The following is a 21,518-nucleotide window of genomic DNA, read 5'->3' as shown; positions in this document are numbered from 1 at the left end:
CGGTATCGTGCCGACGGGACGGCGTCGGAACGCGTTTCTGCGATGGCTGCGGTCGGTCAGGGCCAGTCGTCGCGGCCGCTGGAGGCGAAGTGGTCCTCCGAGTCCGTACCGCCCGCGACTGCCCATCCGGCGGCCTCCGCGGCCCCTTCGAGCGGGAGATACTCCCAACCCGCTGCCTCGGCGATGGCCTCGTCTTCCTCGGTCGTCCCGACGAAGACGTGCCGCTCGGTGTCGAACTGCCGTTTGACGTTCTCGAGGCTGTCTTGGACGCCGCGGGGACCGGAGAAGAAGTCTTGTCGAATGCGGTGTTTCCGCGTGAAGTTGGTGACGACGTAGGTGGGTTTGTCACTCAGGACGCCGACGTACTCGGTCCACTGCCGGGCGTCGTTGAACACCGCGTTCGGGTCAGCGAGCGCCTGCAGCGCCGATAGCTCGAACGCCAGCGTCATATCTCCGTCGCCGCCCGGGCCGCCTGAAGACGAGGACTCGTCGCTCATACCCGATCATATCGGCTAGCCGCCGAAAACTGCATCGGTCCCGAAAAGACGGACGTGTTCGCTCCGGCCCGGAGCCTACTCCACGCGGTAGTAGGCGGTGTATTTGATCACGTCACCGGTCGCGAGATCGCTCGAACCGACCGCCCACGTCGAACCGTCGATCGCGGTGAGAAACGCTCGACAGTTCTCTTCGGAGAGCTGGTCGACGTCGCGGACGCGGTCACCCGCGCTCAGTTCGGTCGGGTCGCACTCCACGAGGACCGACGGGCCCTCGAGATGCCCCGGATCTCGGACCGATCGTGACATACGGTACCAAACAACACGAATTGCCATAAAGATTGGGGACAATCGTCGGGGAATCGGTGGACGGCGGAACGACAGAACGAGTGCGGATCGAAAAAATACGGACGCGTCGACGGCGTTACTCTGCGGCCTTCTCTTCGAGTTCGAGGTCGTCGATCTCGAAGTTCTGCTGCATCAGCACGTCCTTCTGGTCGGCGACGGCGCGGCGCTCGCGCATCAGCTGCTTGTATTTGGTCTGCGGGGAGAGATCGCCGATGAGGACGCCGCCGACGATGCGGCCGTCTTTGAACGCGAGCCGTCGCCACTCGGTGTCGGAGTACTTCGCCTCGGCCTCGTCGTCGCCGAGCGTCGGGTGACCGAAGGAGAGGAACGGGAAGTCGAAGTGCGTGATCGAGTACGAGGAGACCCACTCGAACTCCGCGGAACCGTACTCGACCATGTTCTGCGCGGCGATCGATCCCTGCTCCTTCGCGGAGCCCCACGCGCCGTTCTGGGCGCGTTCGCCGAGGATGAGGTCGTCGAACTCGGTGATATCGCCCGCCGCGAAGACGTCGTCGTGGTTCGTCCGCATGTACTCGTCGACGATTATGCCCGTGTCCGTCTCGATCGGCGTGTCCTGCAGGATCTCGGTGTTGAAGTTGAGACCGATCGCGATGCCGACGAAGTCGGCGTCGTACTCCACGCCGTTGGGGTCGACCGCGGTCGTCACGCGACCGTCGTCGTCGGTCACGAAGTGATCGACGCCCGACTCGAACACGGGTTCGACGTCGCGCTCGCTGAGCGCGTTGTGGATGATATCCGCCCCTTCCTTCGAGAGCGCGTAGCGCCACCAGCGGTTCCCACGCATCAGGTACTTCCCCTCGACGTCTTGGGCGGCGGTGATCGCCGCGAGGTCGATGCCGAGCAGGCCCGCGCCGACGACGACGGAGCTGTCGGCCTCCTCGATGTGGGACTTGATCGCGCGGGCGTCTTGGAACGTCCAGAAGTGATGGACGCCCTCGGCGTCGGAGTTGTCGACCGGTAGCTGTGTCGGCGTGCCGCCCATCGAGAGGAGGAGCTTGTCCCACCCGATCGCCTCGCCCTCGTGAGTTTCGACGGTGTGCCCGTCGACGTCGACGTCGACGACGAGCGTGTTGAGTCGGAGATCGATGTCCCGCTCGTCGTACCACGATTCGTCGTGAATCGAGATCGGCGCTTCCGGGAGCTTCCCCTTGGCGAACTCCTTGATCAGAATCCGATTGTAGAGGGCCTCACCCTCGTCCGTGATGACGGTGATGTCGGCGTCGGGCTCCTCCTCACGGAGGGTCTCGGCGGCGGAACTCCCCGCGACACCGTCGCCGATGATCACGTACGACTGAGTCATATTCGAGCGATTCGGCTTCGGGGTTAATGTGGGTTGCTATCCGGTCGGCGGGTCGTTTGTCAACGTTTAGCGTGGTTTTTCCGATAGAGCGTGAAAGTCGCGCACAACACGACGGTTCCGCTGGACGGACTCGAAACCGTTCGTTACCGCAGTTTACCGAGCGCCTCGAAGAAATCGGAGGCCGGACCCGCCATCAGGACCGGTTGCTCCGCGGTTTCGATGGTCACGTTTGTCGGTGGCTCCATCCGCTCGCGAATCCGCCCGTCGACGACGACGACGGCCTCGTCGGTGTCCGAAACGGCGACCGAAACCGTGGCATCCCGATCGACGACCAGCGGCGGCATTCCGTCGACCGCCGCCATTCCGGTGATGACGATACCAGAGACGCCGGGGTGGATGAGGGGGCCGTCCTCGCTGAGATTGTACGCGGTGCTTCCGGTCGGCGTCGAAATCAACACGCCGTCGGCGTGGCCGCTCGCGTACGGCGACCCGTCGACGGCGACGTCGATTGACGCCCCGCCGCCGTGCCCGCGGTGTGCGCCCTGCACCACGATCTCGTTGACGGCCGGCGGAAGCGTCCACCCGTCGCCGCTCGCGGCGAGGCGCGGCATCGACCGCGTCGGAAGCTCGCCCTCCTCGCGAAACCGTCGTACCTCGGCCAACACCGCGTCGACCGCGTCGTCGGGTCTGACGGCGTTGAGAAAGCCGACTTCGCCGAGGTTGACACCGAGGATCGGCGTCGCTCCCGCGCCGTGGGCGGCGAAGAGGAACGTGCCGTCGCCGCCGATGCTCACGACGAGGTCGGCGGCGTCGAACGTGTCGATGTCGTGGCCGGGGACGCCCAGTTCGGCGGCCGTCGCCGCGTCGATCCACACCGTGACGTCCGCCTCGACCAGCCGTTCTCGGATCTCGCCGGCCAGCGCGGCCGTCCGGTCGTTTCCCCACTGCGCGACGATGGCCACCTTCATCTCCGTCGGAGCGTTCGACGCGACGTCAAAAAAGGGCTCCGTCACGTCCCGCCCGATCCAGCGGCGAGGCGCTCGTCGACGCGCTCGACGTGCTGTCCCTCAGCGGCGGAGCCACGGGCAACATTGATAGCCGCGCCGGTCGACGTGCGAACGACCGCGATGGATCGGAGCCACGAGCGCATCGAACGTCTGTATCGACCGCGTCGTGTCGCGTTACCTGCGGGGAGACGATCGTGAGCGACGAAGACGACTGGTTCGAACGCGCGATCGGTGGGGACGACGCCGACGAGAGCACTGACGAGTCCGAAGAGCACGCTGAATCCGAAGAGCGATCGGACGGCGTCGATGGCGAGGAACACGCTGACGGCGTCGATGGCGAGGAACACGCTGACGGCGTCGGGAGCGAGGAACCAACCGGCACCCACGACGTCGGTGACCGTGTGGACGGCCCCGAAAAGCGCGGTGACAGCCCGGAGAACAACGCTGCGGAGAAACGCGGTGTAGAGAGCCCGGGCGGTGACGACGGACGGGAGGACGACGAGGGCCCGTTCGAGCAGGATTTCGCGACGGCGCTCGGCAACGCTCCCGAGCCGGAGGGTGGCGACTTCTCCGGCGAAACTGGGTCCGGTCCACCGCCGACCGGTGGTGGCGTCGATTCCGATGCACCCGACTTCGGCGGGTTCGACGAGGGGCGAAGTGGGTTTTCCGAGAGACAGGGTGAATTCGGCGAGGACCGAGGCGGCTTCGACGAAGACGCCTTCGACGAGGAGTCGTTCGAGTCCGACCTCGACCGCTTGGATATCGGCATCGAGGGGCTCGACAAGATGATCCTCGGCGGCGTCCCGCGGCGGTCGTTGATGGTCGCGATCGGATCGGCCGGGACGGGCAAAACGACGTTCGGGCTCCAGTTTCTGAACCACGGGCTCGAACGGGGAGACGCCGCCGTCTACATCACGCTCGAAGAGAGCCACGAGCGGATCCTCGCGACGGCGAGCGAGAAGGGGTGGGACTTCGAGTCGTACGTCGACGACGGCCAGTTGGCCATCGTCGATATCGACCCCGTCGAGATGGCCAACAGCCTCGACAGCATCCAGAACGACCTGCCCGATCTCATCGAGGAGTTCGGTGCGGATCGGCTGGTCTTAGACTCCGTGTCGCTGTTAGAGATGATGTACCAACGAACGCCCAAGCGGCGGAGCCAAGTGTTCGGGTTCGCGCGCGCGCTGAAACGAGCCGGGATCACGACGCTTCTCACCTCCGAGGCCAGCGAGGACAACCCCTACGCCTCGCGGTTCGGGATCGTCGAGTACCTCGCCGACGCCGTGTTCGTCATGCAGTACGTCCGCGAGAGTGACTTCCGGGAGACCCGACTCGCCATCGAGATTCAAAAGATCAGGGACGCGAACCACTCGCGGGCGACGAAACCATACGAACTCACCGGATCGGGAATTTCGGTCTACCGGCAGGCGAACATCTTCTGAGCGTGCCGCCGAGGCTATCGGCCGGGTGAAACGAGCGTCCAAGCGATACGAGCGCCCCGACGAAACGGGCGCGTCAGTACAGCAGACTCGCGTCGTCCTCGATCATGTACAGCGACCGCGCGGCGATGTTGACCGCGTGGTCGCCGACGCGTTCGAGGTCCCGCACCGTGAGAAGGAGTCTGGAGATGTCCTGCAGGTACGCCTCCGCGTCGGCGTTCTGTTCGCCGAAGGGGTCCCGTTCGATGAGGTCGCGGACGACGATCGAACTCGCCGCCTCGCACATCGCGTCGAGGTCGTCGTCGCGCTCAGCGACCGCGTGGCACGCGTCCGTATCTTCGTTCGCGTAGGCGGCCATCGCCGCCTCGAGCATTTCGAGCGTCTCCGCGCCGATCTGTTGGACGTCGACCTCGGGGAAGATATCGCGCTCGGCGTCCATCGCGTACTGCGCGAGGTTCACCGCGAGATCTCCGATGCGTTCGAGGTCGGTGATGATCTTGAACGACGCTGCAATGAAGCGGAGGTCGGAGGCGACGGGCTGTTGGAGCGCGATGAGGTCGACGCACTCGCCCTCCAAGTCGAGATACATCTGATTGACCTCGTCGTCGCCGGAGACGACTTCCTTGGCCGTCGATCGGTCCTTCTGTTCGAGCGCGTCGAGTCCGAGTCGAAGCCGCTCGGCGACGACCTCGCTCATGTAGAGGACGTCCTCGCGGAGGTTCGAGAGGGACTCTTGGTACTCTTGTCTGGGCATAGTTAGCGAATCACGTGAATCGGGTTAATACTGTCGCGGGGGCGACCCCGACGCGGCGATGCGGTCGACGGTTCCATCGGCGTGTGCGAGCGTGTCTCACCGACGAATCACCCAAACTTCCCGGTGATGTAGTCTTCGACGCGCTGGCTCTCGGGGTTCTCGAAGATCTTCTGGGTGTCGTCGAACTCGACGAGTTCGCCGCCGGTCAGGAACACGGCGGTCTGATCGGAGATCCGCGCCGCCTGCTGCATGTTGTGCGTCACGATGACGACCGTGTACTCCTCGGCGAGTTCCTCGATGAGATCTTCGATCTGGGACGTCGCCACGGGGTCGAGCGCCGACGCCGGCTCGTCCATCAAGAGGACCTCCGGGTCCGGAGCGATCGCGCGGGCGATGCAGAGTCGCTGCTGCTGCCCGCCGGAGAGTTCGAGGCCGGACTCGTCGAGTTGGTCTTTCACCTCGTCCCACAGCGCCGCGCGCTTGAGCGACTCCTCGACGATCTCGTCGTAGTCGCCGCCCTTGTCTTGGATCTGTAGCCCATACGTGACGTTGTCGCGAATCGATTTCGGGAACGGGTTCGGTTTCTGGAACACCATTCCGACGCGGCGACGCAGCGCGACCGGGTCGACGTCGTCATCGTAGACGTTCTTCCCGCGGAGGTAGAGATCGCCCTCGACCCGCGCGCTGTCGATGAGGTCGTTCATCCGGTTGATACAGCGGAGGAACGTCGACTTCCCGCAGCCGGAGGGCCCCACCATCGCGGTGACGCTCTGCTCGGGAATGTCCATCGAGATGTTCTGCAACGCCTGATCGTCCCCGTACCAGACGTTGATGTCTCTCGCGCTGACGACCGTCTCGCGGTCGAACGACGCGCCCGTCTGGTCGACGCTCTCGCTGACGTCCGTCTGGATCAGCATCTCGTCGTCTGTCGGATCCGGCGACCCGGCGTCACCGTCTCGCTGTTCGTCTCGGTTCTGCTCACTCATTGGGTTCTGACTCATCCTGTGCGTTCAAACTTGTTCCGGAGCACGATCGCGACCGAATTCATCGCCAGTAAGACGGCGAGAAGCACTACGACTCCCGCGGGTACCGCTTTCGTGTAGAAGTCCTCGCTGGCGAAGAGCCCCGACCACGCGTACACCTGCAGCGGCATCGCGCTCACCTTCGCCCCGAGCGCGTCGGGGAGCGCGAACACGACGTTCGGCGCGCCGATCATAATGAGCGGCGCGGTCTCGCCGATCGCCCGGCCGAGCGCGAGGATCGTCCCCGTCAGGATCCCGGGGAAGGCCTCGGGGAGGACGACCTTCTTGACCGTCTGCCAGCGCGTCGCACCCATCCCGTAGGACGCCTGCCGCATATCCGACGGGACCGATCGGATCGCCTCACGCGAGGAGATGATCACGATCGGGAGAATGAGAAGCGCCAGCGTCGCGCCGCCGACGAGGACCGTTCCGGCGGACTGGCCGAGGTAGGTCACGAAGATCCCGAGCCCGAGCAGCCCGTACACGACCGAGGGGACGCCCGCGAGGTTCGAGATGTTGACGTCGACGAAGCGGGTGAGGGCGTTGTCCGGGGCGTACTCCTCGAGGTAAACCGCCGCGCCGACGCCCAGCGGGAACGAGAGCGCCGCAACGGTCGACATCAGGAGGATCGACCCCCCGATCGCCGGATACAGTCCCGCGTTCTCGGCGGTCCCGCTGTGGGCGCTCGTGAGGAACTGCCAGTCGACCCACGCCTGCGGGCCGGCGAAGCCGAACAGATCGACCGCGAGCGCGCCGACGAGCGCACCGCCGACGACCGTCGCGGCGAAAATCAGTCCGAGCGGCGACCCGTCCTCAGCGAACGCGCCGCGCCACGCGTACGCGCCCGTGGGAACGAACGCGATCGCGGTGACGACGACCGCCGGCACCGAGTTGACGCCGGCGGCGGGACCGAATGCGCCGGCGAGGACCGCGGCGGCGAAGGCCGCGCCCGCCGCGTAGAGACCGGCGGTGGTGTCGCGAACCCCGGCGACGTACGCGCCGATCGCCGCGGCCGACCCGCCGCCGACAACCGCGGCGACCATCATCCAGTCGACCGGGATAACCGGAATCGACTGGATCGCCGCGACGAGGCTCGGGAGGACCTGTGGGGCACCGATAACCTCGCCGACCGGCCCCGGAAGACCGAACAGCGAGAGGTAAAACAGCGCCGTCGTCGCGACCAACCGGGGCGTGAACGAGATCCGGTGGGCCTGTTGGGTGAGGACGACCGCGAGCCCGACGGGAACCGCGATCCCGATCGCGTACGCCAGCGCGACCAGCGGCGGAACGACGTCGATAACGAGCAGGGCGACGCCTCCGCTGAACATCAGCGAAACGACGAGCATTCCGACGAGTAACGCGCCGAAACTGAACGCCTCGCGGTCGCGTCGTCGAACCGTCCACCCGACGGCGACGCTCGGAGCGACGAGCGCGAGGAAGAACGCGAGATACCAGCCCGGATCGGCGGTCAGCGGCTGGATCGCGTCGTTGGCGACGTAGAGCAAGAGCACTCCCAGCATCACGATGCCGAACATCGTCGCCGCCAACAGCAGGTAGCGGAAGACGGTGCCGACGGTTCGACTGACCTGCCCGAAGCCCTCTATCTCGCCCGATTCGGTGGTGGTCGCCATCTCAGTACTCCTCCCGGTATCGCTGAGCGACGAAGTCGCTGATCACGTTCATTATCAGGGTGATGACGAAGAGGACGAGACCGATGGCGAACAGGCTGCGGTACGCGAGACCGCCGCCGGTGATGTCGCCGAGGAGTAACTGCACCATCGCGGCCGTCATCGGAAGCGATCCTTCGAGGAAGGAGGCCGGATTGAGCGGGTTCAGGAACTGCGCTCGCGACCCCGCGGCGATCGTCACGGCCATCGTTTCGCCGATCGCGCGAGAGAGCGCGAGGATGAACGACGAGAAGATCCCCGAGAGCGCCGCCGGGACGACGATGCCGGTCGCGACGTCGAACTTCGTCGCGCCCATCCCGTAGCCAGCCTGTCGGAGGTCGTCGGGCACCGCCGACATCGCGTCCTCGCTGATCGAGGCGACCATCGGGATGATCATCACGCCGACGACGATGCTCGCAGACAGCATATTGAACGTCCCGATGCTCGGGAAGACCACCGAGAGCGCGGGCGTGATGTAGATGAGCGCGAAAAAACCGTAGACGACCGTCGGGACACCGGCGAGGATCTCCAGCGCCGGCTTCAGTACCGATCTCGCGCGCGTGCTCGCGTACTCGCTGAGGTAGATCGCCGTTGCGACCCCGAGCGGAATCGCGATGACGGCGGAGCCGAGCGTGATCATCACGGTCGCCGAAACGAGCGTGAGAACGCCGAACTCGCCGCTGTTGATCTGCCACGTCGTTCCGGTGAGAAAGTCGATCAGCGAGGCGGTCTCGCCGGTGACGCCCATCAACGGCGCGGTGATCGTGAAGAACTTCGCGGCCTCCGTCACGAGGAGGACGACGATGCTGATCGTCGTCACGATAGAGAGGCCCGCACACAGGAAGAAGAACGTCCGCGTCAACAGCTCCCGCGGCGAGTTCTCCGTCTGTCTCGTGATGTCCGTCGCCAGTTCGTCCGTGCTCATAGTATGAATGGAATGGTGAGTGTACGTGGGTAGAGTACGTGTTTTGAGGGGTATGCGTCCGTTCCGGCCGCTTCAGTCGGATCCGCCCGCGGCCTCGTCGATTCGACCGAGCATCTCGTCGCGTTCCTCCTCGCTGAGCGGGACGTAGCCGACCTCGTCGGCCACGATCGCTTCGCTCGTCGAGTTCTCGATCCAGTAGCGAGCGAACTCGGCGATGTGTTCCTCGCCGAGCGCCGAGACGTTCGGATACGTGAACAGGGGCCGCGAGAGCGGCGTGTACTCGCCCGAGAGCGCGGTGTCGAGCGAGGGCTCGACGTAGTCGCCGTCGCCGTCGCTGATCGACACGGCCTGTACCGTGTCTTGGTTCTGGCTGTAGTACGCGAAGCCGAGGTACCCGATCGCGTACTCCGAGCCGCTCACGCCTTGGATGATCGTTCGGTCCTGCTCGGTCGGCGAGTAGTCCTGGCGGTGCTCGCCCTCCTCGCCGATGATCGTCTCGTTGAAGTAATCGTACGTCCCCGAGGCGTCGGAGGGGCCGTACAGCTCCATCGGTTCGTCGGGCCACTCGGAGTTGACGTCCGCCCACGTCTCCGGAGACGACTCCGCCGACCAGATCTCCCGCAGCTGCTCGACAGTGAGCCCGTCGCCGAGGAAGTTGTTGTCGTTGTTGACGATCACCGTCAGCGCGTCGGTCGCGACCTTGAGCTCGATCGGCTCGACCCCGCTCTCTGCGCACTGTTCTTCCTCCTCCGGCTGAATCGGCCGCGAGGCGTTGTTGAAGTCGGTCTGCCCCGTGCAGAAGTAGTTCGCGAAGCCGCCGCCGGAGCCCGTCGATTGGAGGCTGATACTGACTTCGTCGTGTTCCTCCTCGAACCGTTCACCCATCGCGCTCGCCAGCGGGAACACCGTCGAGGAGCCCGCGATCGCGATGTCGCCGGAGAGCGCCTGCGAACCGCCGTCCCCGGATCCGTCCGTGTCGCCGCCGTCCGCATCGCCGTCGGTCGGTTCCGCGGTAGCGTCACCGCCTGTATTTTGCTGTGTACAGCCCGCCAGCCCGGCGGTTCCGAGACCGCCAACCGCTGTGAGCAGTGTACGACGTGAAACACGACTATTGCGCTTGGGTTCGCGCGTCATCACATCGTCGTAGCCGCAGTTTGAATAAAACCGCTGCTAATATGACTATATAGAAAAAATAGTATTCAATACGTGGTTGTAGATCGGATCGGGAACGCCCGAACGCTCTGAAATCATCCGGAACACGCGCCTTACGTTGATTATTCGAACGTGGGTATGTCCAGTTACACGGATTCGAGTACACGGTTCTGCCCGCCTTGTCGCGAGCGAGGTATGGACATTCTACCGGGTCGCAGTCGAGTAAGTGCGATCAATATGCTCCCTCACGACACTCGTTCTCACGGTCAGATTCGGATCGGTGGCAATTCTATATAGAAATGACCAAATTTATATTCGCTTGATCGCAACGGCCAGTATGGTGGAAACGCGGAAGGTGCAGGTCACGGGCGGATCGACGTTCACGGTGTCGATTCCGAAAGACTGGGCGACGGACAACGACGTCTCCGCGGGAAGCGTCGTCGAGTTCTACCCGGAGGGGGACTCGCTGTTTCTGGCACCGGCGAACGGCGAGGAGCGAACCGAAGGAACGCTGGACGTGACCGACCTCGCCGGCGACGAGCTCACGCGCGCGGTGATGACGATGTACGTCAGCGGGTTCGACATCATCACGCTGGAGGGGTCGCGGATCACGACCGATCAACGGCGGACGATCAGACAGGCCACGCAGAGTCTCGTCGGACTGGAGGTCTTAGAGGAGACCCGCGATACGGTCGTCATCAGGGATCTGCTCGACTCCGCGGAGCTGTCGATCCACACGGCCGTCAGACGGATGCGACTGATCTCGCTGTCGATGCTCGAAGACGCCGTCGACGCCCTCGCGGAGCTCGATACCGATATGGCCCGCGACGTGATCCAGCGCGACGACGACGTCGATCGCCTCTGGATGGTCGTCTCTCGCATCTTCCGCGCGACGCTGCGGACGCCGAAGGCCGCCGAGGAACTGGGGCTGCCGCGGGAGGTCTGCTTCGATTACCAGTCCGCCGCGCGCCAGCTCGAACGCATCGGCGACCACGCGACGAAGATCGCACACCTCACCCTCGAGTTCGAGAATCCGATTCCCGAGGACGTCGTCGAGGCCCTCAAGGAACTGCACGAGGAGGCCCAGAAGATCATCGACGACGGGATGCAGGCGCTCTTGGCCGACGACAGCGACGAGGCGACGCGCCTCGCGAACGAGGCCCGCGAATCCGTCCAGGTGATCGACGAACGGGCCCGAAAGATCGACGAACTGCTCCGCGACCTCGATCCCGCCCGAGCGCAACTGCTCGGGCTCATCGTCGACTCCGTCTCGCGGAGCGCGGACTACGGCGGAAACATCGCCGAAACCGCGCTGCAGAAAGCCGCGCCGACGCCGTAGCGAAGCGCGGAAAAAGCGTTACTCCTCGACGAGAACGGCGTTGACCTGACCGCTCTGGCCGGGTCGGGACGTCACGCGGGCGCGACCCTCGCTCGTCTCGATGATCGCGCCTTTCGTGATGATGTTCCGGCGGACGTAGTTGACGTTCGCGGGGTTCTCGACGACGTTCTCGATCGTCGCCTCGGTGACCTCGCCGTCGATGGCGACCTGCGCGGTGTTCGCCGAGAGCGCGCGGATCTTCTCGTTGTTGCCACGGGAGTCGATGACTTGGAACCGGGGCTCGCCGACAGTGGTCTCGGCCGGCTGGCGACCCAGCTGGTGTCGGGTCTTCTTGTGCGAGCGTCGGCGTCGACCGCCGGTGCGCTTCCGCTTGGAACGTCCTTGGTCCTGCATACGGCATACCTGTCCGGGCGAGTACTTCAATGGCTCGAATCGACGTTCGAGACCACGCAGTCGCGGTATGGGCTGCAATACGAGTGGACGACCCACGCGACGACGCGACCGGATGCCGTCTCGGTCCGTCGGCGATGGGGGCGGCCGTGTCCGTTGGCGATGGGGGCGGCCGTGTCCGTTGGCGATGGGGGCGGCCGTGTCCGTTGGCGATGGATCCGTCTTCGATCCGTCGACGACAAGCACGGCTCTCGATCGTAGATCACAGAAAGGGAAGCAGCCGTCCGGGAACAGCCCGGACGGCCGCTACCGCCCTGAATTGGTCCCCGCTGACGCTTCGGCCCTCCAGACGAAGCGTCACTTGGGCGGTTGGCAGGGATCTACTTAAACGTGCCGCACTCGGAAACGAGTTCCCGATCTCCAACACGTCGCGGTGGACTCAGCCTCTCGGTTACAGTACCCCACTGCGAGACGTTTTTGTCGCCGGAGCCCCTCCTCTCGACGATGAGTGAGAACCGATGAGCGGGTCCGACGCGGTCGAGCGCGCCCGGCGCGCCGCCGACGCCGAGGACGCCTTCGAGGAAACAGCGCGGGGGCAGTACGCGATCGCGACCACGGTCTTCGATGCCGCGGTCTCGATCGGGGGCGACGACGGGAAGGCGACGTTCTCCGTTACCGTTCGCGTGCCGATGCTCGATGCGACCACTGCCGATCGTGTCGCACCGGTCGTCGAGGACGGGTGGTTCGACACGTTCGCGCTCCGAATGGAAGATGTCGACGGGGCGCTCCGCGGGAGCGACGAGGTCGACGTGGAGGTCGAACGAGAGGGAGAAAAAGCGGTCATCAGAGCCGAGATCGACGATATCGACGCGAAACGAGGTGCCTCCAACGCGGTCGCCGTCGTCGACTACGTCGAGGGAACGTACGTCGAGGGAATCATCCCGGGCTACGAGTACACCGAACCCGTGACGCACCTGATCCAGCGGGCGGCCGACACCGCGGGCGGCAGTCAGGGCGGCACGCCGCTGTAAGTCGATCCGCACCGACGCCGGCCGCGCGGGCAGTCAGTCGTGGTCAATCAATCGTGGTCGGTCAGTCGTGGTCAATCAATCGCGATCAGTCCATCGCGATGTACGTCTGCGTGTTCTCGATGCCGGGCATCTCGTGGATCGCGGTGGCGATCTCCTTGACGTCCTCGGGGCCGTCGACGCGGACTTTCACGATGTAGTCGACGTCGCCGGCGACGACACTGACGCTCTCGACCCCGCTGTCGAGCGCCGTCATCTCCGATTTCAGCCGGTCGACGTCGCCGGTAGAGGCTTTGACCATCACGTAGGCGGTGACCATCAGGCGACACCTCCCTCGGGCGCGAGGCGTTCGCCGACGATCAGCTGTCGGACCTCTTCGAGGACGTCGAAGTCAGCGAGTACAGCGAGTCGGTCGCCGACTTCGAGCGAGTCGTCCGACAGCGGCAGTCCCATCGGCTCGTCGGCCTTCCCGAACGCGACGATCCGCGAGTTGGCGGGGAGCGCGACCTCCTCGATCGTGTACCCGCGCATCGGCGACTGCTCGGTGACAGTCATCAACACCACCTGCAGGTGCTGTGCGACGTCGGCGATGGCCCGGATCGACCCGCCGAGGAGTGCGTTCTTCGCGCCGATCGCGCCGAGCCGTTCGGGGTAGACGACCTCGTCGACCTCGTCGGCGTACTTCTCGTAGACCTCCTCGCGGTACTCCTCGTCGACCCGCAGGACCGTCCACGTCCGGTGGTGCTTCGCGATCGAGCACGCCGCGAAGTTGACGTTCAGATTGCTCGTGAGCGCACCCAGTCCATCGGCTTCCTCGATCCCGGCTTCGAGGAGCACATCCTCGAGCGACCCGTCGCCCTCGACGACCTCGAATCCATCATCGCGGGCGCGCTCCGCCTGGTCGCGGTCCCGTTCGACGAGCGTGATCTGGTGCCCCTCGTCTCTGAGAACGCGGGCCGTCCGGAGTCCGACACGGCCAGCCCCAATGATAACAAACCGCATACAAACCTGTACGCCGTCTCCCGTGAATAATGTTTCTCCGAAACGTTCGTGAGGAAGCGATCGTGGCAAAATGAGGCGGACGAGTTGCCTCGCACAGACCGCTGAGGGAAGCAGAGCCGAATCTCGCGGCACAAACGCTTTGAGATGATACCACGTACCGTGTCAGTATGGTGCACGCATACATTATGGTGAAGACCGGGCCGGGAACGTCCGAGCAGATCGTCAAATCGATCCGCGGACTCGCGACCGTCGCCGAGGCCCACATCGTCGCGGGCGCGTACGACATCATCGTCGAGGCGGACGCCGAGGCCGTCTACGAGATCCTGAACGCGGCCTCGAACGAGATTCAGGGACTGACCGGCGTCACCGACACGAAGACGTACATCGCGATGGGGTGATCGGCCAAGTCGAACCGCGGACATCACGACAGCGCGCTGGCGTCACGCCGAGCGAGCCGAATCCGTAAAGTCATCCGCACCCGTACCGCCGGTATGGTCTCCGTCGTCGGGCTCGTCCTGTTCGGAGCGGTACTCGCGGTCCACACGCTTTTTGCAGCCGTGTTGACCCGGTTTTTCCGCCTTCGGCTGAACACGCACTGGGGCTACGTGATCTACTCGTTTACCATCACGCCGGTCGTGCTCTTCGTCACGACGCTCGTCTTCTTCGGCGTCTTTCCGATCGGAGCGGGATTGAACCTCGGGGCGACCGCGCTGCTCGGTGCGGCGGTCGGACTTCCGCTCGCGCTCGGGTTCACCATCGACACGCTGTACGTGCCGCCGCCGGAGGAGATCGATCTGCCCCAGCGACAGTGACCGCGAACGGCGGCGAGAACTAGCGGCGCTCCAGAATGTCCTCGACTGCGGATTTCACCTCGGCGAGGACGTCTTCGAGCGGTTGTCCCGCGTCGACGCGGACGAACCGGTCGGGATCGGCGTCGATGAGTCGTTCGTAGTTCTCTCGGACCTGTTCGAGGTACGCCGCGCGCTCGAACTTGTTGGTCGCGCCCGCCCGTTCGGCCGCCGTCTCGGGGTCGACGTCGAGATAGATCGTCGCGTCCGGCGGGTGCGTGAAGGCCTCGTGGATCTCCTGAATGTACGTCAGCGGATCCCGGCCTCCGGCGAGATACGACTCCGAGAGCGACGCCGCCTGATAGGCGTAGCGGGAGTCGGTGTAGCGGTCGGTGACGACGAGGGTGCCCTCCGACAGCGCCGGTCGGACGACCCGCGAGAGGTGGTCGGCGTGGTCGGCCGTGAACAAGAAGAGTTCCGCGAGGGGATCGGCGTCGTCGTCGCCCATCGAGCGCGCGACCGCGTCACCGTACCACGAGTCGGTCGGCTCGCGGGTGAACACCGCGTCGGGGTACTCGGCTCTGAGCGCCTCCCACGCGGTGCTCTTTCCGCTGCCGTCCAGTCCCTCCAACGTGAGCAGCATACGTCGAGGTGGCGGCCAGCAGCGTTAAAACTCCTCGGAGTCGGTTGTCGGGCGAGTGGTCAGACAACCCGACGGCGGTTCGCCAACACCGCCGCTCGCGAGAGGGCGTACACGCCGATCGCGACGAGCACGATCGTCCCGCCCGCGGCGACGTCGTACCAGTACGACAGCGTGACGCCGAGGATCGTCGCGACGAATCCGGCAGCGACGGCAGCGGCGATCGAGCGCGGGAACCCCCGGATGGGAGTCGCGGCGGCGACCGGGATCACGAGCATCGCGGCGACGAGGATGACGCCCATAATCTGCATCGCGGCGACGACGACGACCGCCGTCAGGACCGCAAGCAGCTGAGAGTAGCGCGTGACGTCGAGGCCGACGGCGCGCGCGCCCACCTCGTCGAAGGTGACGTAGACGAGCGGACGGTACGCGACGGCGACCACGGTGACGACGACAACGGTCATCGCTAGCAGGACGGCGGCGTTGGCCCGCGTGACCGTGGCGAGCGACCCGAAGAGGTACGCGCTGATTCCGACGGCGATACCTCCGTCGGTGGCGGTCACGAGCACGCTTCCGACCGCGAACGACCCGGTGAGAACGATCGCGAGCGACGTGTCGCGATACGCGCCGGCGTAGTCGACGAGCGCCTGCACCGCCAGCGCGGCGACGGCCGCCACGACGAGCGCGGTCAAAAGCGGGGAGACGGTAAGCGAGAGCGCGGCGTTCACGAACAGCCCGGCCGCGACCCCCGCGAACGCCGAGTGCGCGAGCGTGTCCCCGATCATCGCCATCTCGCGGTGGACCAGAAAGCTCCCGACGAGCGGCCCGATGATCGCGATGCAGATCGCCGCTAGGTACGCGCGCTGCATAAACGGGAGCCCGATGATCTCGAACCCGGTCAGCGCGGCCAAGAGATCGAGTATCGTTCCCCACACGCCGTCGAGAACGACGTCGGTCGTGACGTCGATGGCGACGTCGACGGCAACGCCGGAGCGGGCGAGCGCGACGGCAGCGGGCGTCTGTGTCGCGGTCATTCGGGACTCCATCTGTCTCTCATCGGTGGTCGTGGCGGATAATATGTTGGCCGCCGCCGTACGCCTCCGCCAGCGCGTCGGTCCCGACGAACGCCTCGGGGCTGCCGTGGAAGTACAGTTCCCGATTGAGGCAGGCGACTTCGCTGGCGTGCGTCGTGACGACGCCGATGTCGTGCTCAATGAGGACGACGGTGAGGCCCTCGTCGTTCAGTTCGTGTAGGAGGTCGTAGAACGACTCGCGGGACTCGGCGTCGACGCCGGTCGTCGGTTCGTCGAGCGCCAACAGGTCGGCTTCGCCGGCCAGCGCGCGGGCGATGAACACCCGTTGGCGCTGCCCGCCGGAGAGACGGCCGACGCGGCGGTCCGCGAGGTCAGTGATGCCGACGCGATCCATCGCGTCCGCGACGGCGCGGCGGTCATCGTCGGAGAAGCGTCCGATGAGTCGACGCGGATAGCGGCCCATCCGAACGACTTCGGCGACCGTGATCGGCATCTCCCCGTTCGCGTTCGCGACGTCTTGGGGGACGTAGCCGATCCGCTCCCCGTCGTCGAAGTCGACCGCGGGCTCGCCGAACAGCGAAATCGAGCCGCCGTCCGGCTGGCGAAGCCCGATCAGCAGTTCGAGAAGTGTCGTCTTGCCCGACCCGTTCGGACCGACTAGCCCGAGGAACGCGCCCTCTTCGACGTCGAACGAGACGTCTCGCAGAACGGGCTCGTCGGCGTAGGCGAACGTGACGTCCCGTACTTCGATGGCGTTCATCGGTCGGTCAACTCCGTGGCGTTCATTGGTCGGTCAACCCCGTGGCGTTCATTGGTCGGTCAACCCCGTGGCGTTCATTGGTCAGTCAGCACCCGTTCGATCGTCGGGAGGTTCACGCTTTCCATCACTTCGAGGTAGCCCCACCCCTCCTCGTCCCATTCGTCAGTCAGTCCGGGCATCGACGTGAGTGGCAGGACTGCCTCGGCGTCGGTCTCCTCGACGAGTTGTTCGGCCGCCCGCTGCGATTCGAGGGGATCGGCGCAGATGTACCGGAGGTCGTTCCGTTCGATTCTCTCTTGGGCACGCTCGACGTCGCGCACCGTCACCTGATCGTCCGGTGATACCTGCGTGAGCGCTTCGATCTCGACGTCGTACCGGTCGCCGAAGTACCGCAGCGAGTTGTGTCCGGCGATCAAGAGCACGTCGCCTGCAGCCTCCGAAACGATGGCTTCGACGCAGTCGTGGAGATCGTGCAACGCCGAGCGGAACGCCTCGGCGTTCGACTCGTACGCGTCGGCGTCGTCGGCGTCCACCTCGATCAACGCGTCGCGAACGGTTCCCACGGACTCGGCGAGGCGGAGCGGATCCATCCAGAAGTGCGGATCCGCTGTCCCGCTGTTTTCGTGGTCGTGGTCGTCGAGGTGACTGTCGTCCTCGTGGGGTTCCTCGTGGTGGGCGTCGTCGGTGTGGGCCTCGTCCTCGTGATCACCCTCTGTGTGATCGTCTTCAGCGTGATTATCCTCAGCGTGATCGTGTTCGTCGACCGCAGCGAGCAGGTCGAGCCCCGAACTGGCGTCGACTGTCGTCACCGACGACCCGTCGGCGTCGAGATCGCGGCGGATGTCGTCGACCCAAGGCTGGAACCCCGCCATCCCGTGCACGAGAAGTGAGGCCTCGTAGACGTCCTCTCGAACCCGCGGCCCCGGTTCCCACCCGTGCCCGTGCTGTCCGATCGGCACGAGCAGTTCCGAATTCGCGGCGTCGCCTGCGACCGTCCGGGCCACGTCGCCGAACACGAAGAACGACGACTGGACGCTCGTTTCGTCCGCCGTCGATTGGGTATCGGTCGAACCGCCGACACAGCCAGCGGTGATTCCCAAGGTGGCCGCGCCCGCAACCGTCACGAGCAGTCGACGTCTTGTTGTCTCCATCTGTTTAATAATATAGATAGAAAATATAATAACTTTGCTATTGGAAGTGTACTATGAATAATAACGGTCCCCACGAACGACTGCACAGCGAAGCGTCCGGAATCGGCAGTTAGTTTTACGGCAAAACGGGGAGATATCACGGGTATGAAAGTATTGGTCGTCGGCGGAAGCGGATTCATCGGAAGCGCCCTCTGTCGTGAATTGAAAAACCGGGGCCACGAGGTGACAGCGCTCTCCCGCAGTCCGAGCAGCGAGGACCTCCCCAAAGGCGTGAACAAGGTGATGGGTAACGTCGCCGATTACGACTCTATCCGAGGAGCGTTCGAGGGGATGGACGCGGTCTACAACCTCGTCGCGCTCTCGCCGCTCTTCAAACCGAGCGGCGGCGACGAGATGCACGACAAAGTGCATCGACAGGGGACCGAGCACGTCGTCCGCGCCGCCGAGAAACACGAGGTCGGCCATCTCGTCCAGATGAGTGCGCTCGGGGCCGACCCCGACGGATCGACCGCGTACATCCGCTCGAAGGGCGAAGCCGAGGAGATCGTCACCGAGTCCGTCCTCGACTACACGATCTTCCGCCCGTCGGTCATTTTCGGTGACGGCGGCGAGTTCATCTCGTTCACGAAACTGCTCGCGCCGCCGTACGTCAGCGCCTTGCCCGGCGGCGGCAAGACCCGCTTCCAGCCGCTTTGGGTGGGGGACATCGTCCCGATGCTCGCCGACGCGATCGAGGACGAGAAACACGTCGGGCAGATCTACGAGATCGGCGGACCGGACAAGCTCACCCTCGCCGAGATCGCGCGGATGATCCACGAGTCGGACGGGCGGTCGACGACCGTCGTCTCGGTCCCGATGGGGCTGGCGAAGATCGGGCTCAGCATCGGCGACCTCATCCCCGGGTTCCCGATGGGCAAAGACCAGTACCGCTCGCTCAAGTTCGACAACGTCACCGAGGACAACGAGCTCGATGCTTTCGGCGTTGGCGTGGGCGAACTCACCACGTTGAAGGCGTATCTGAATGGTCGTCGGAGCGAGATGACCGAGAGCGCGAGGGCGACGGCCGAGTGACATTTCTCCCGGTCGTTTTAAGTGTGGATCCGGCCCATCCGGACGCGTCCGAATATAAATCCTGAGAAATAGGTGCCTACGCCACGCCGAGGGAGTTGTAACGACCGATTAACATCCCGTCGCAGTCTTTCGGTTCCTCGCATATTTCGATCCTACCGCGAATTTCACACCATCACAAGGTTTATGTCCGCGTTTGCACTGGGTTACACGCAATGGCGAGGGGACCCGATAAATGAAGCTTGCAATGATCGGTTTCGGGCAGGCCGGGGGAAAGATCGTCGACAAATTCGTCGAATACGACAAGCGCCACGACTCGGGGATCGTCCGCGCGGCGGTCGCCGTCAACACCGCGAAAGCCGACCTGATGGGACTGGAACACATCCCGAAGGACCAGCGGGTCCTCATCGGTCAATCGCGTGTCAAGGGTCACGGCGTCGGCGCTGACAACGAACTCGGCGCGGAAGTCGCCGAGGAAGACATCGACGAAGTCCAGGGTGCGATCGACAGCATCCCGGTCCACGAGATCGACGCGTTCCTCGTCGTCGCCGGTCTCGGCGGCGGCACCGGCAGCGGCGGCTCGCCCGTACTCGCGAAACACCTCCAGCGCATCTACACGGAGCCGGTGTACGGGCTGGGGGTCCTGCCCGGTAGTGACGAGGGCGGAATCTACACGTTGAACGCGGCGCGGTCGTTCCAGACGTTCGTCCGCGAGGTCGACAACCTCCTCGTCTTCGACAACGACGCTTGGCGGAAGACCGGCGAATCGGTGCAGGGCGGCTACGACGAGATCAACGAGGAGATCGTCACCCGCTTCGGCGTCCTCTTCGGGGCCGGCGAGATCGGCCAAGACGGCGAAGTCGCAGAGAGCGTCGTCGACTCCTCGGAGATCATCAACACGCTCGCCGGCGGCGGCGTCTCGACTGTCGGCTACGCCTCGGAAACCGTCGAAAACGAATCCTCCGGCGGCGGGTTGCTCTCGCGAATCACCGGGAGCAACGAGGAAGACGATCTCGACACTGCCCACACCACCAACCGAATCACTTCGCTGGTTCGGAAAGCCGCGCTCGGACGGCTCACACTCCCCTGTGAGATCGAAGGGACCGAGCGGGCGCTGCTTGTTATGGCTGGCCCTTCCCAGCACCTCAATCGGAAGGGGATCGAACGCGGTCGCAAGTGGATCGAAGAGCAGACCGGAAGTATGGAAGTCCGCGGCGGCGACTACCCGATCCGAAACTCCGGAAAGGTCGCGTCCGTCATTCTCCTCTCTGGCGTGACGAACGTCCCCCGGATCAAGGAGCTACAGCAGGTCGCCATCGAAGCGCAGGATAACATCGACGATATCCGAGAGGAGAGCGATGACAATCTGGAGAATCTCATCAACGATGACGAAGACGAGCTGGAGTCGCTTTTCTAGACTCGCGCTGGCCTGTCTCTTCGTCCTCTCCGTCGCAACGGTCCCCGTCGCCGCCGTGTCGGTCGGCGACACGACGGTCCCTAGCGACGAGGAGGTCGGCACGGAGGTCACCGCAACAGCCACGCTGACCGAGCTGTATCAGAACCCCTCGCTCGAATCGTGGACGCTCGCGGGGAGCACCGAACTGACCGACGTGACGTGGACCGTCGAGTACTACGACCAGACCGGGGCGAAGGTCGATCAGCAGTCCTTCGACGGGCAGTCGTTCTCCGGCGCGCAGGTGAACGCTGAGGACGGCACGAGCCGGGTCGAGGTCCGACTCACGGGGACGGTCCCGGAGGTCGGCGACTACACGTACGATCCAGCCCAGTCGTTCACCGTGATGGCGCTCGAACAGACGCGTGAGGGCGGCTCGACGAACGAGATCGAAACGTGGTCGGCGACGCACTACACCGAGGAGAGCCGCGAGGCTCGAAACGAGATCGATGAGGCTGTGACGGCCGTCGAGGAGGTCGACGACGAGGAAGCCGAACGCCGGCTCCAGAACGCGATCGAAGCCTACGACGGTGAGGAGTTCACCCTCGCTGCTGACCTCGCCGAACAGGCGCGAGAGCGAGCCGAACAGACTCAGCAGTCGAACCGGCGAATACAGCTCGCGATGTACGGCGTCGGCGGGCTCGTCGTGATCGGCCTGTTGGCCGGGGGATTCCTCTACTGGCGCTCCCAGCAGTCGGGCTACGACAAGCTCGGCTGACCGCGGATCCGCTCTGTT

Annotated in this window: 25 protein-coding genes; 8 read left to right on the top strand and 17 right to left on the bottom strand. The window is 64.8% G+C overall.

The window, feature by feature from the left end; all coding sequences use genetic code 11:
- Positions 1-56: 56 nt before the first annotated feature.
- From U5919_RS12590 to U5919_RS12570, 5 genes are all read right to left on the bottom strand, one after another.
- Positions 57-497 carry a DUF7124 domain-containing protein gene (locus U5919_RS12590; protein ID WP_336024758.1) on the bottom strand — a complete coding sequence of 147 codons (441 nt, stop codon included), beginning with the start codon at positions 495-497 and terminating at the stop codon, positions 57-59.
- Between the two features lie 75 nt (positions 498-572).
- Entirely contained in the window at positions 573-803 is a 231-nt protein-coding gene (locus tag U5919_RS12585) for a hypothetical protein (protein ID WP_336024757.1), read from the bottom strand.
- Between the two features lie 115 nt (positions 804-918).
- Positions 919-2,163, bottom strand: a complete 1,245-nt coding sequence (locus tag U5919_RS12580) for an NAD(P)/FAD-dependent oxidoreductase (protein ID WP_336024756.1) — start codon at positions 2,161-2,163, stop codon at positions 919-921.
- 143 nt (positions 2,164-2,306) lie between these two features.
- Positions 2,307-3,131, bottom strand: a complete 825-nt coding sequence (locus U5919_RS12575) for an NAD(+)/NADH kinase (RefSeq protein WP_336024755.1) — start codon at positions 3,129-3,131, stop codon at positions 2,307-2,309.
- A 41-nt stretch (positions 3,132-3,172) separates the two neighbouring features.
- Positions 3,173-3,313, bottom strand: a complete 141-nt coding sequence (locus U5919_RS12570) for a hypothetical protein (RefSeq protein ID WP_336024754.1) — start codon at positions 3,311-3,313, stop codon at positions 3,173-3,175.
- Positions 3,314-3,397: 84 nt separating this feature from the next.
- Between U5919_RS12570 and U5919_RS12565 the strand changes: the two genes are divergently transcribed.
- Complete coding sequence (locus U5919_RS12565; protein WP_425604229.1) at positions 3,398-4,612, top strand: KaiC domain-containing protein; 1,215 nt, start codon at positions 3,398-3,400, stop codon at positions 4,610-4,612.
- A 73-nt stretch (positions 4,613-4,685) separates the two neighbouring features.
- Here the strand turns inward: U5919_RS12565 and phoU are convergent, their stop codons facing one another.
- The 5 genes from phoU to U5919_RS12540 all read right to left on the bottom strand — a co-directional run bounded on the left by phoU (position 4,686) and on the right by U5919_RS12540 (position 10,111).
- Positions 4,686-5,363, bottom strand: coding sequence for a phosphate signaling complex protein PhoU (gene phoU, locus U5919_RS12560; protein WP_336024751.1), 678 nt, complete (start codon positions 5,361-5,363; stop codon positions 4,686-4,688).
- 107 nt (positions 5,364-5,470) lie between these two features.
- On the bottom strand, positions 5,471-6,349 hold the full coding sequence (pstB, locus tag U5919_RS12555) for a phosphate ABC transporter ATP-binding protein PstB (RefSeq protein ID WP_336024750.1): 879 nt from the start codon (positions 6,347-6,349) through the stop codon (positions 5,471-5,473).
- An 11-nt stretch (positions 6,350-6,360) separates the two neighbouring features.
- Complete coding sequence (gene pstA, locus U5919_RS12550; protein WP_336024749.1) at positions 6,361-8,016, bottom strand: phosphate ABC transporter permease PstA; 1,656 nt, start codon at positions 8,014-8,016, stop codon at positions 6,361-6,363.
- 1 nt (position 8,017) lies between these two features.
- Positions 8,018-8,977 carry a phosphate ABC transporter permease subunit PstC gene (gene pstC / locus U5919_RS12545; protein WP_336024748.1) on the bottom strand — a complete coding sequence of 320 codons (960 nt, stop codon included), beginning with the start codon at positions 8,975-8,977 and terminating at the stop codon, positions 8,018-8,020.
- 72 nt (positions 8,978-9,049) lie between these two features.
- Positions 9,050-10,111, bottom strand: a complete 1,062-nt coding sequence (locus U5919_RS12540; protein WP_336024747.1) for a PstS family phosphate ABC transporter substrate-binding protein — start codon at positions 10,109-10,111, stop codon at positions 9,050-9,052.
- A gap of 355 nt (positions 10,112-10,466) precedes the next feature.
- Between U5919_RS12540 and U5919_RS12535 the strand changes: the two genes are divergently transcribed.
- The gene (locus tag U5919_RS12535; RefSeq protein ID WP_336024746.1) at positions 10,467-11,468 is read left to right on the top strand and encodes a PhoU domain-containing protein; all 1,002 of its coding nucleotides are present in this window, start codon (positions 10,467-10,469) and stop codon (positions 11,466-11,468) included.
- A gap of 18 nt (positions 11,469-11,486) precedes the next feature.
- Here U5919_RS12535 and U5919_RS12530 read toward each other — a convergent pair whose 3' ends face one another.
- Entirely contained in the window at positions 11,487-11,861 is a 375-nt protein-coding gene (locus tag U5919_RS12530; protein WP_336024745.1) for a 30S ribosomal protein S8e, read from the bottom strand.
- 515 nt (positions 11,862-12,376) lie between these two features.
- Between U5919_RS12530 and U5919_RS12525 the strand changes: the two genes are divergently transcribed.
- On the top strand, positions 12,377-12,889 hold the full coding sequence (locus U5919_RS12525; protein ID WP_336024744.1) for a DUF5813 family protein: 513 nt from the start codon (positions 12,377-12,379) through the stop codon (positions 12,887-12,889).
- Between the two features lie 85 nt (positions 12,890-12,974).
- Here the strand turns inward: U5919_RS12525 and U5919_RS12520 are convergent, their stop codons facing one another.
- Together U5919_RS12520 and U5919_RS12515 are read right to left on the bottom strand one after the other, a co-directional pair.
- A complete protein-coding gene (locus U5919_RS12520) occupies positions 12,975-13,205 on the bottom strand; it encodes an Lrp/AsnC family transcriptional regulator (RefSeq protein WP_336024743.1) in 231 nt (76 codons plus the stop codon).
- Entirely contained in the window at positions 13,205-13,888 is a 684-nt protein-coding gene (locus tag U5919_RS12515) for a potassium channel family protein (protein ID WP_336024742.1), read from the bottom strand. The genes U5919_RS12520 and U5919_RS12515 overlap by 1 nt, the downstream gene beginning before the upstream one ends.
- A gap of 167 nt (positions 13,889-14,055) precedes the next feature.
- On the opposite strand from U5919_RS12515, the gene U5919_RS12510 reads away from it, so the two are divergent.
- Positions 14,056-14,286, top strand: coding sequence for an Lrp/AsnC ligand binding domain-containing protein (locus tag U5919_RS12510; protein ID WP_336024741.1), 231 nt, complete (start codon positions 14,056-14,058; stop codon positions 14,284-14,286).
- 93 nt (positions 14,287-14,379) lie between these two features.
- A complete protein-coding gene (locus U5919_RS12505) occupies positions 14,380-14,700 on the top strand; it encodes a DUF7991 family protein (protein WP_336024740.1) in 321 nt (106 codons plus the stop codon).
- Positions 14,701-14,719: 19 nt separating this feature from the next.
- Here U5919_RS12505 and tmk read toward each other — a convergent pair whose 3' ends face one another.
- From tmk to U5919_RS12485, 4 genes are all read right to left on the bottom strand, one after another.
- On the bottom strand, positions 14,720-15,319 hold the full coding sequence (gene tmk, locus U5919_RS12500) for a dTMP kinase (protein WP_336024739.1): 600 nt from the start codon (positions 15,317-15,319) through the stop codon (positions 14,720-14,722).
- A gap of 59 nt (positions 15,320-15,378) precedes the next feature.
- Entirely contained in the window at positions 15,379-16,362 is a 984-nt protein-coding gene (locus U5919_RS12495) for a metal ABC transporter permease (protein ID WP_336024738.1), read from the bottom strand.
- Between the two features lie 7 nt (positions 16,363-16,369).
- Entirely contained in the window at positions 16,370-17,110 is a 741-nt protein-coding gene (locus U5919_RS12490) for a metal ABC transporter ATP-binding protein (protein WP_336024737.1), read from the bottom strand.
- Between the two features lie 74 nt (positions 17,111-17,184).
- Entirely contained in the window at positions 17,185-18,261 is a 1,077-nt protein-coding gene (locus U5919_RS12485) for a metal ABC transporter substrate-binding protein (protein ID WP_336024736.1), read from the bottom strand.
- 144 nt (positions 18,262-18,405) lie between these two features.
- Between U5919_RS12485 and U5919_RS12480 the strand changes: the two genes are divergently transcribed.
- The 3 genes from U5919_RS12480 (at position 18,406) to U5919_RS12470 (ending at position 21,500) form a co-directional block, all read left to right on the top strand.
- Positions 18,406-19,332 carry a complex I NDUFA9 subunit family protein gene (locus U5919_RS12480; RefSeq protein ID WP_336024735.1) on the top strand — a complete coding sequence of 309 codons (927 nt, stop codon included), beginning with the start codon at positions 18,406-18,408 and terminating at the stop codon, positions 19,330-19,332.
- 232 nt (positions 19,333-19,564) lie between these two features.
- Positions 19,565-20,746, top strand: coding sequence for a tubulin/FtsZ family protein (locus U5919_RS12475; protein WP_336024734.1), 1,182 nt, complete (start codon positions 19,565-19,567; stop codon positions 20,744-20,746).
- Positions 20,715-21,500 (top strand): hypothetical protein, encoded by a 786-nt coding sequence (locus tag U5919_RS12470; RefSeq protein ID WP_336024733.1) that lies wholly within the window; start codon positions 20,715-20,717, stop codon positions 21,498-21,500. Before U5919_RS12475 ends, U5919_RS12470 begins: the two co-directional genes overlap by 32 nt.
- The last annotated feature ends 18 nt before the right edge of the window (positions 21,501-21,518 follow it).

It is taken from the genome of Halobellus sp. LT62 (genome assembly GCF_037031285.1).
Taxonomy (GTDB): domain Archaea; phylum Halobacteriota; class Halobacteria; order Halobacteriales; family Haloferacaceae; genus Haloquadratum; species Haloquadratum salinisoli.
Note: the sequence above shows the minus strand (reverse complement) of the source record. Positions and strands in the feature narration are given on the sequence as shown.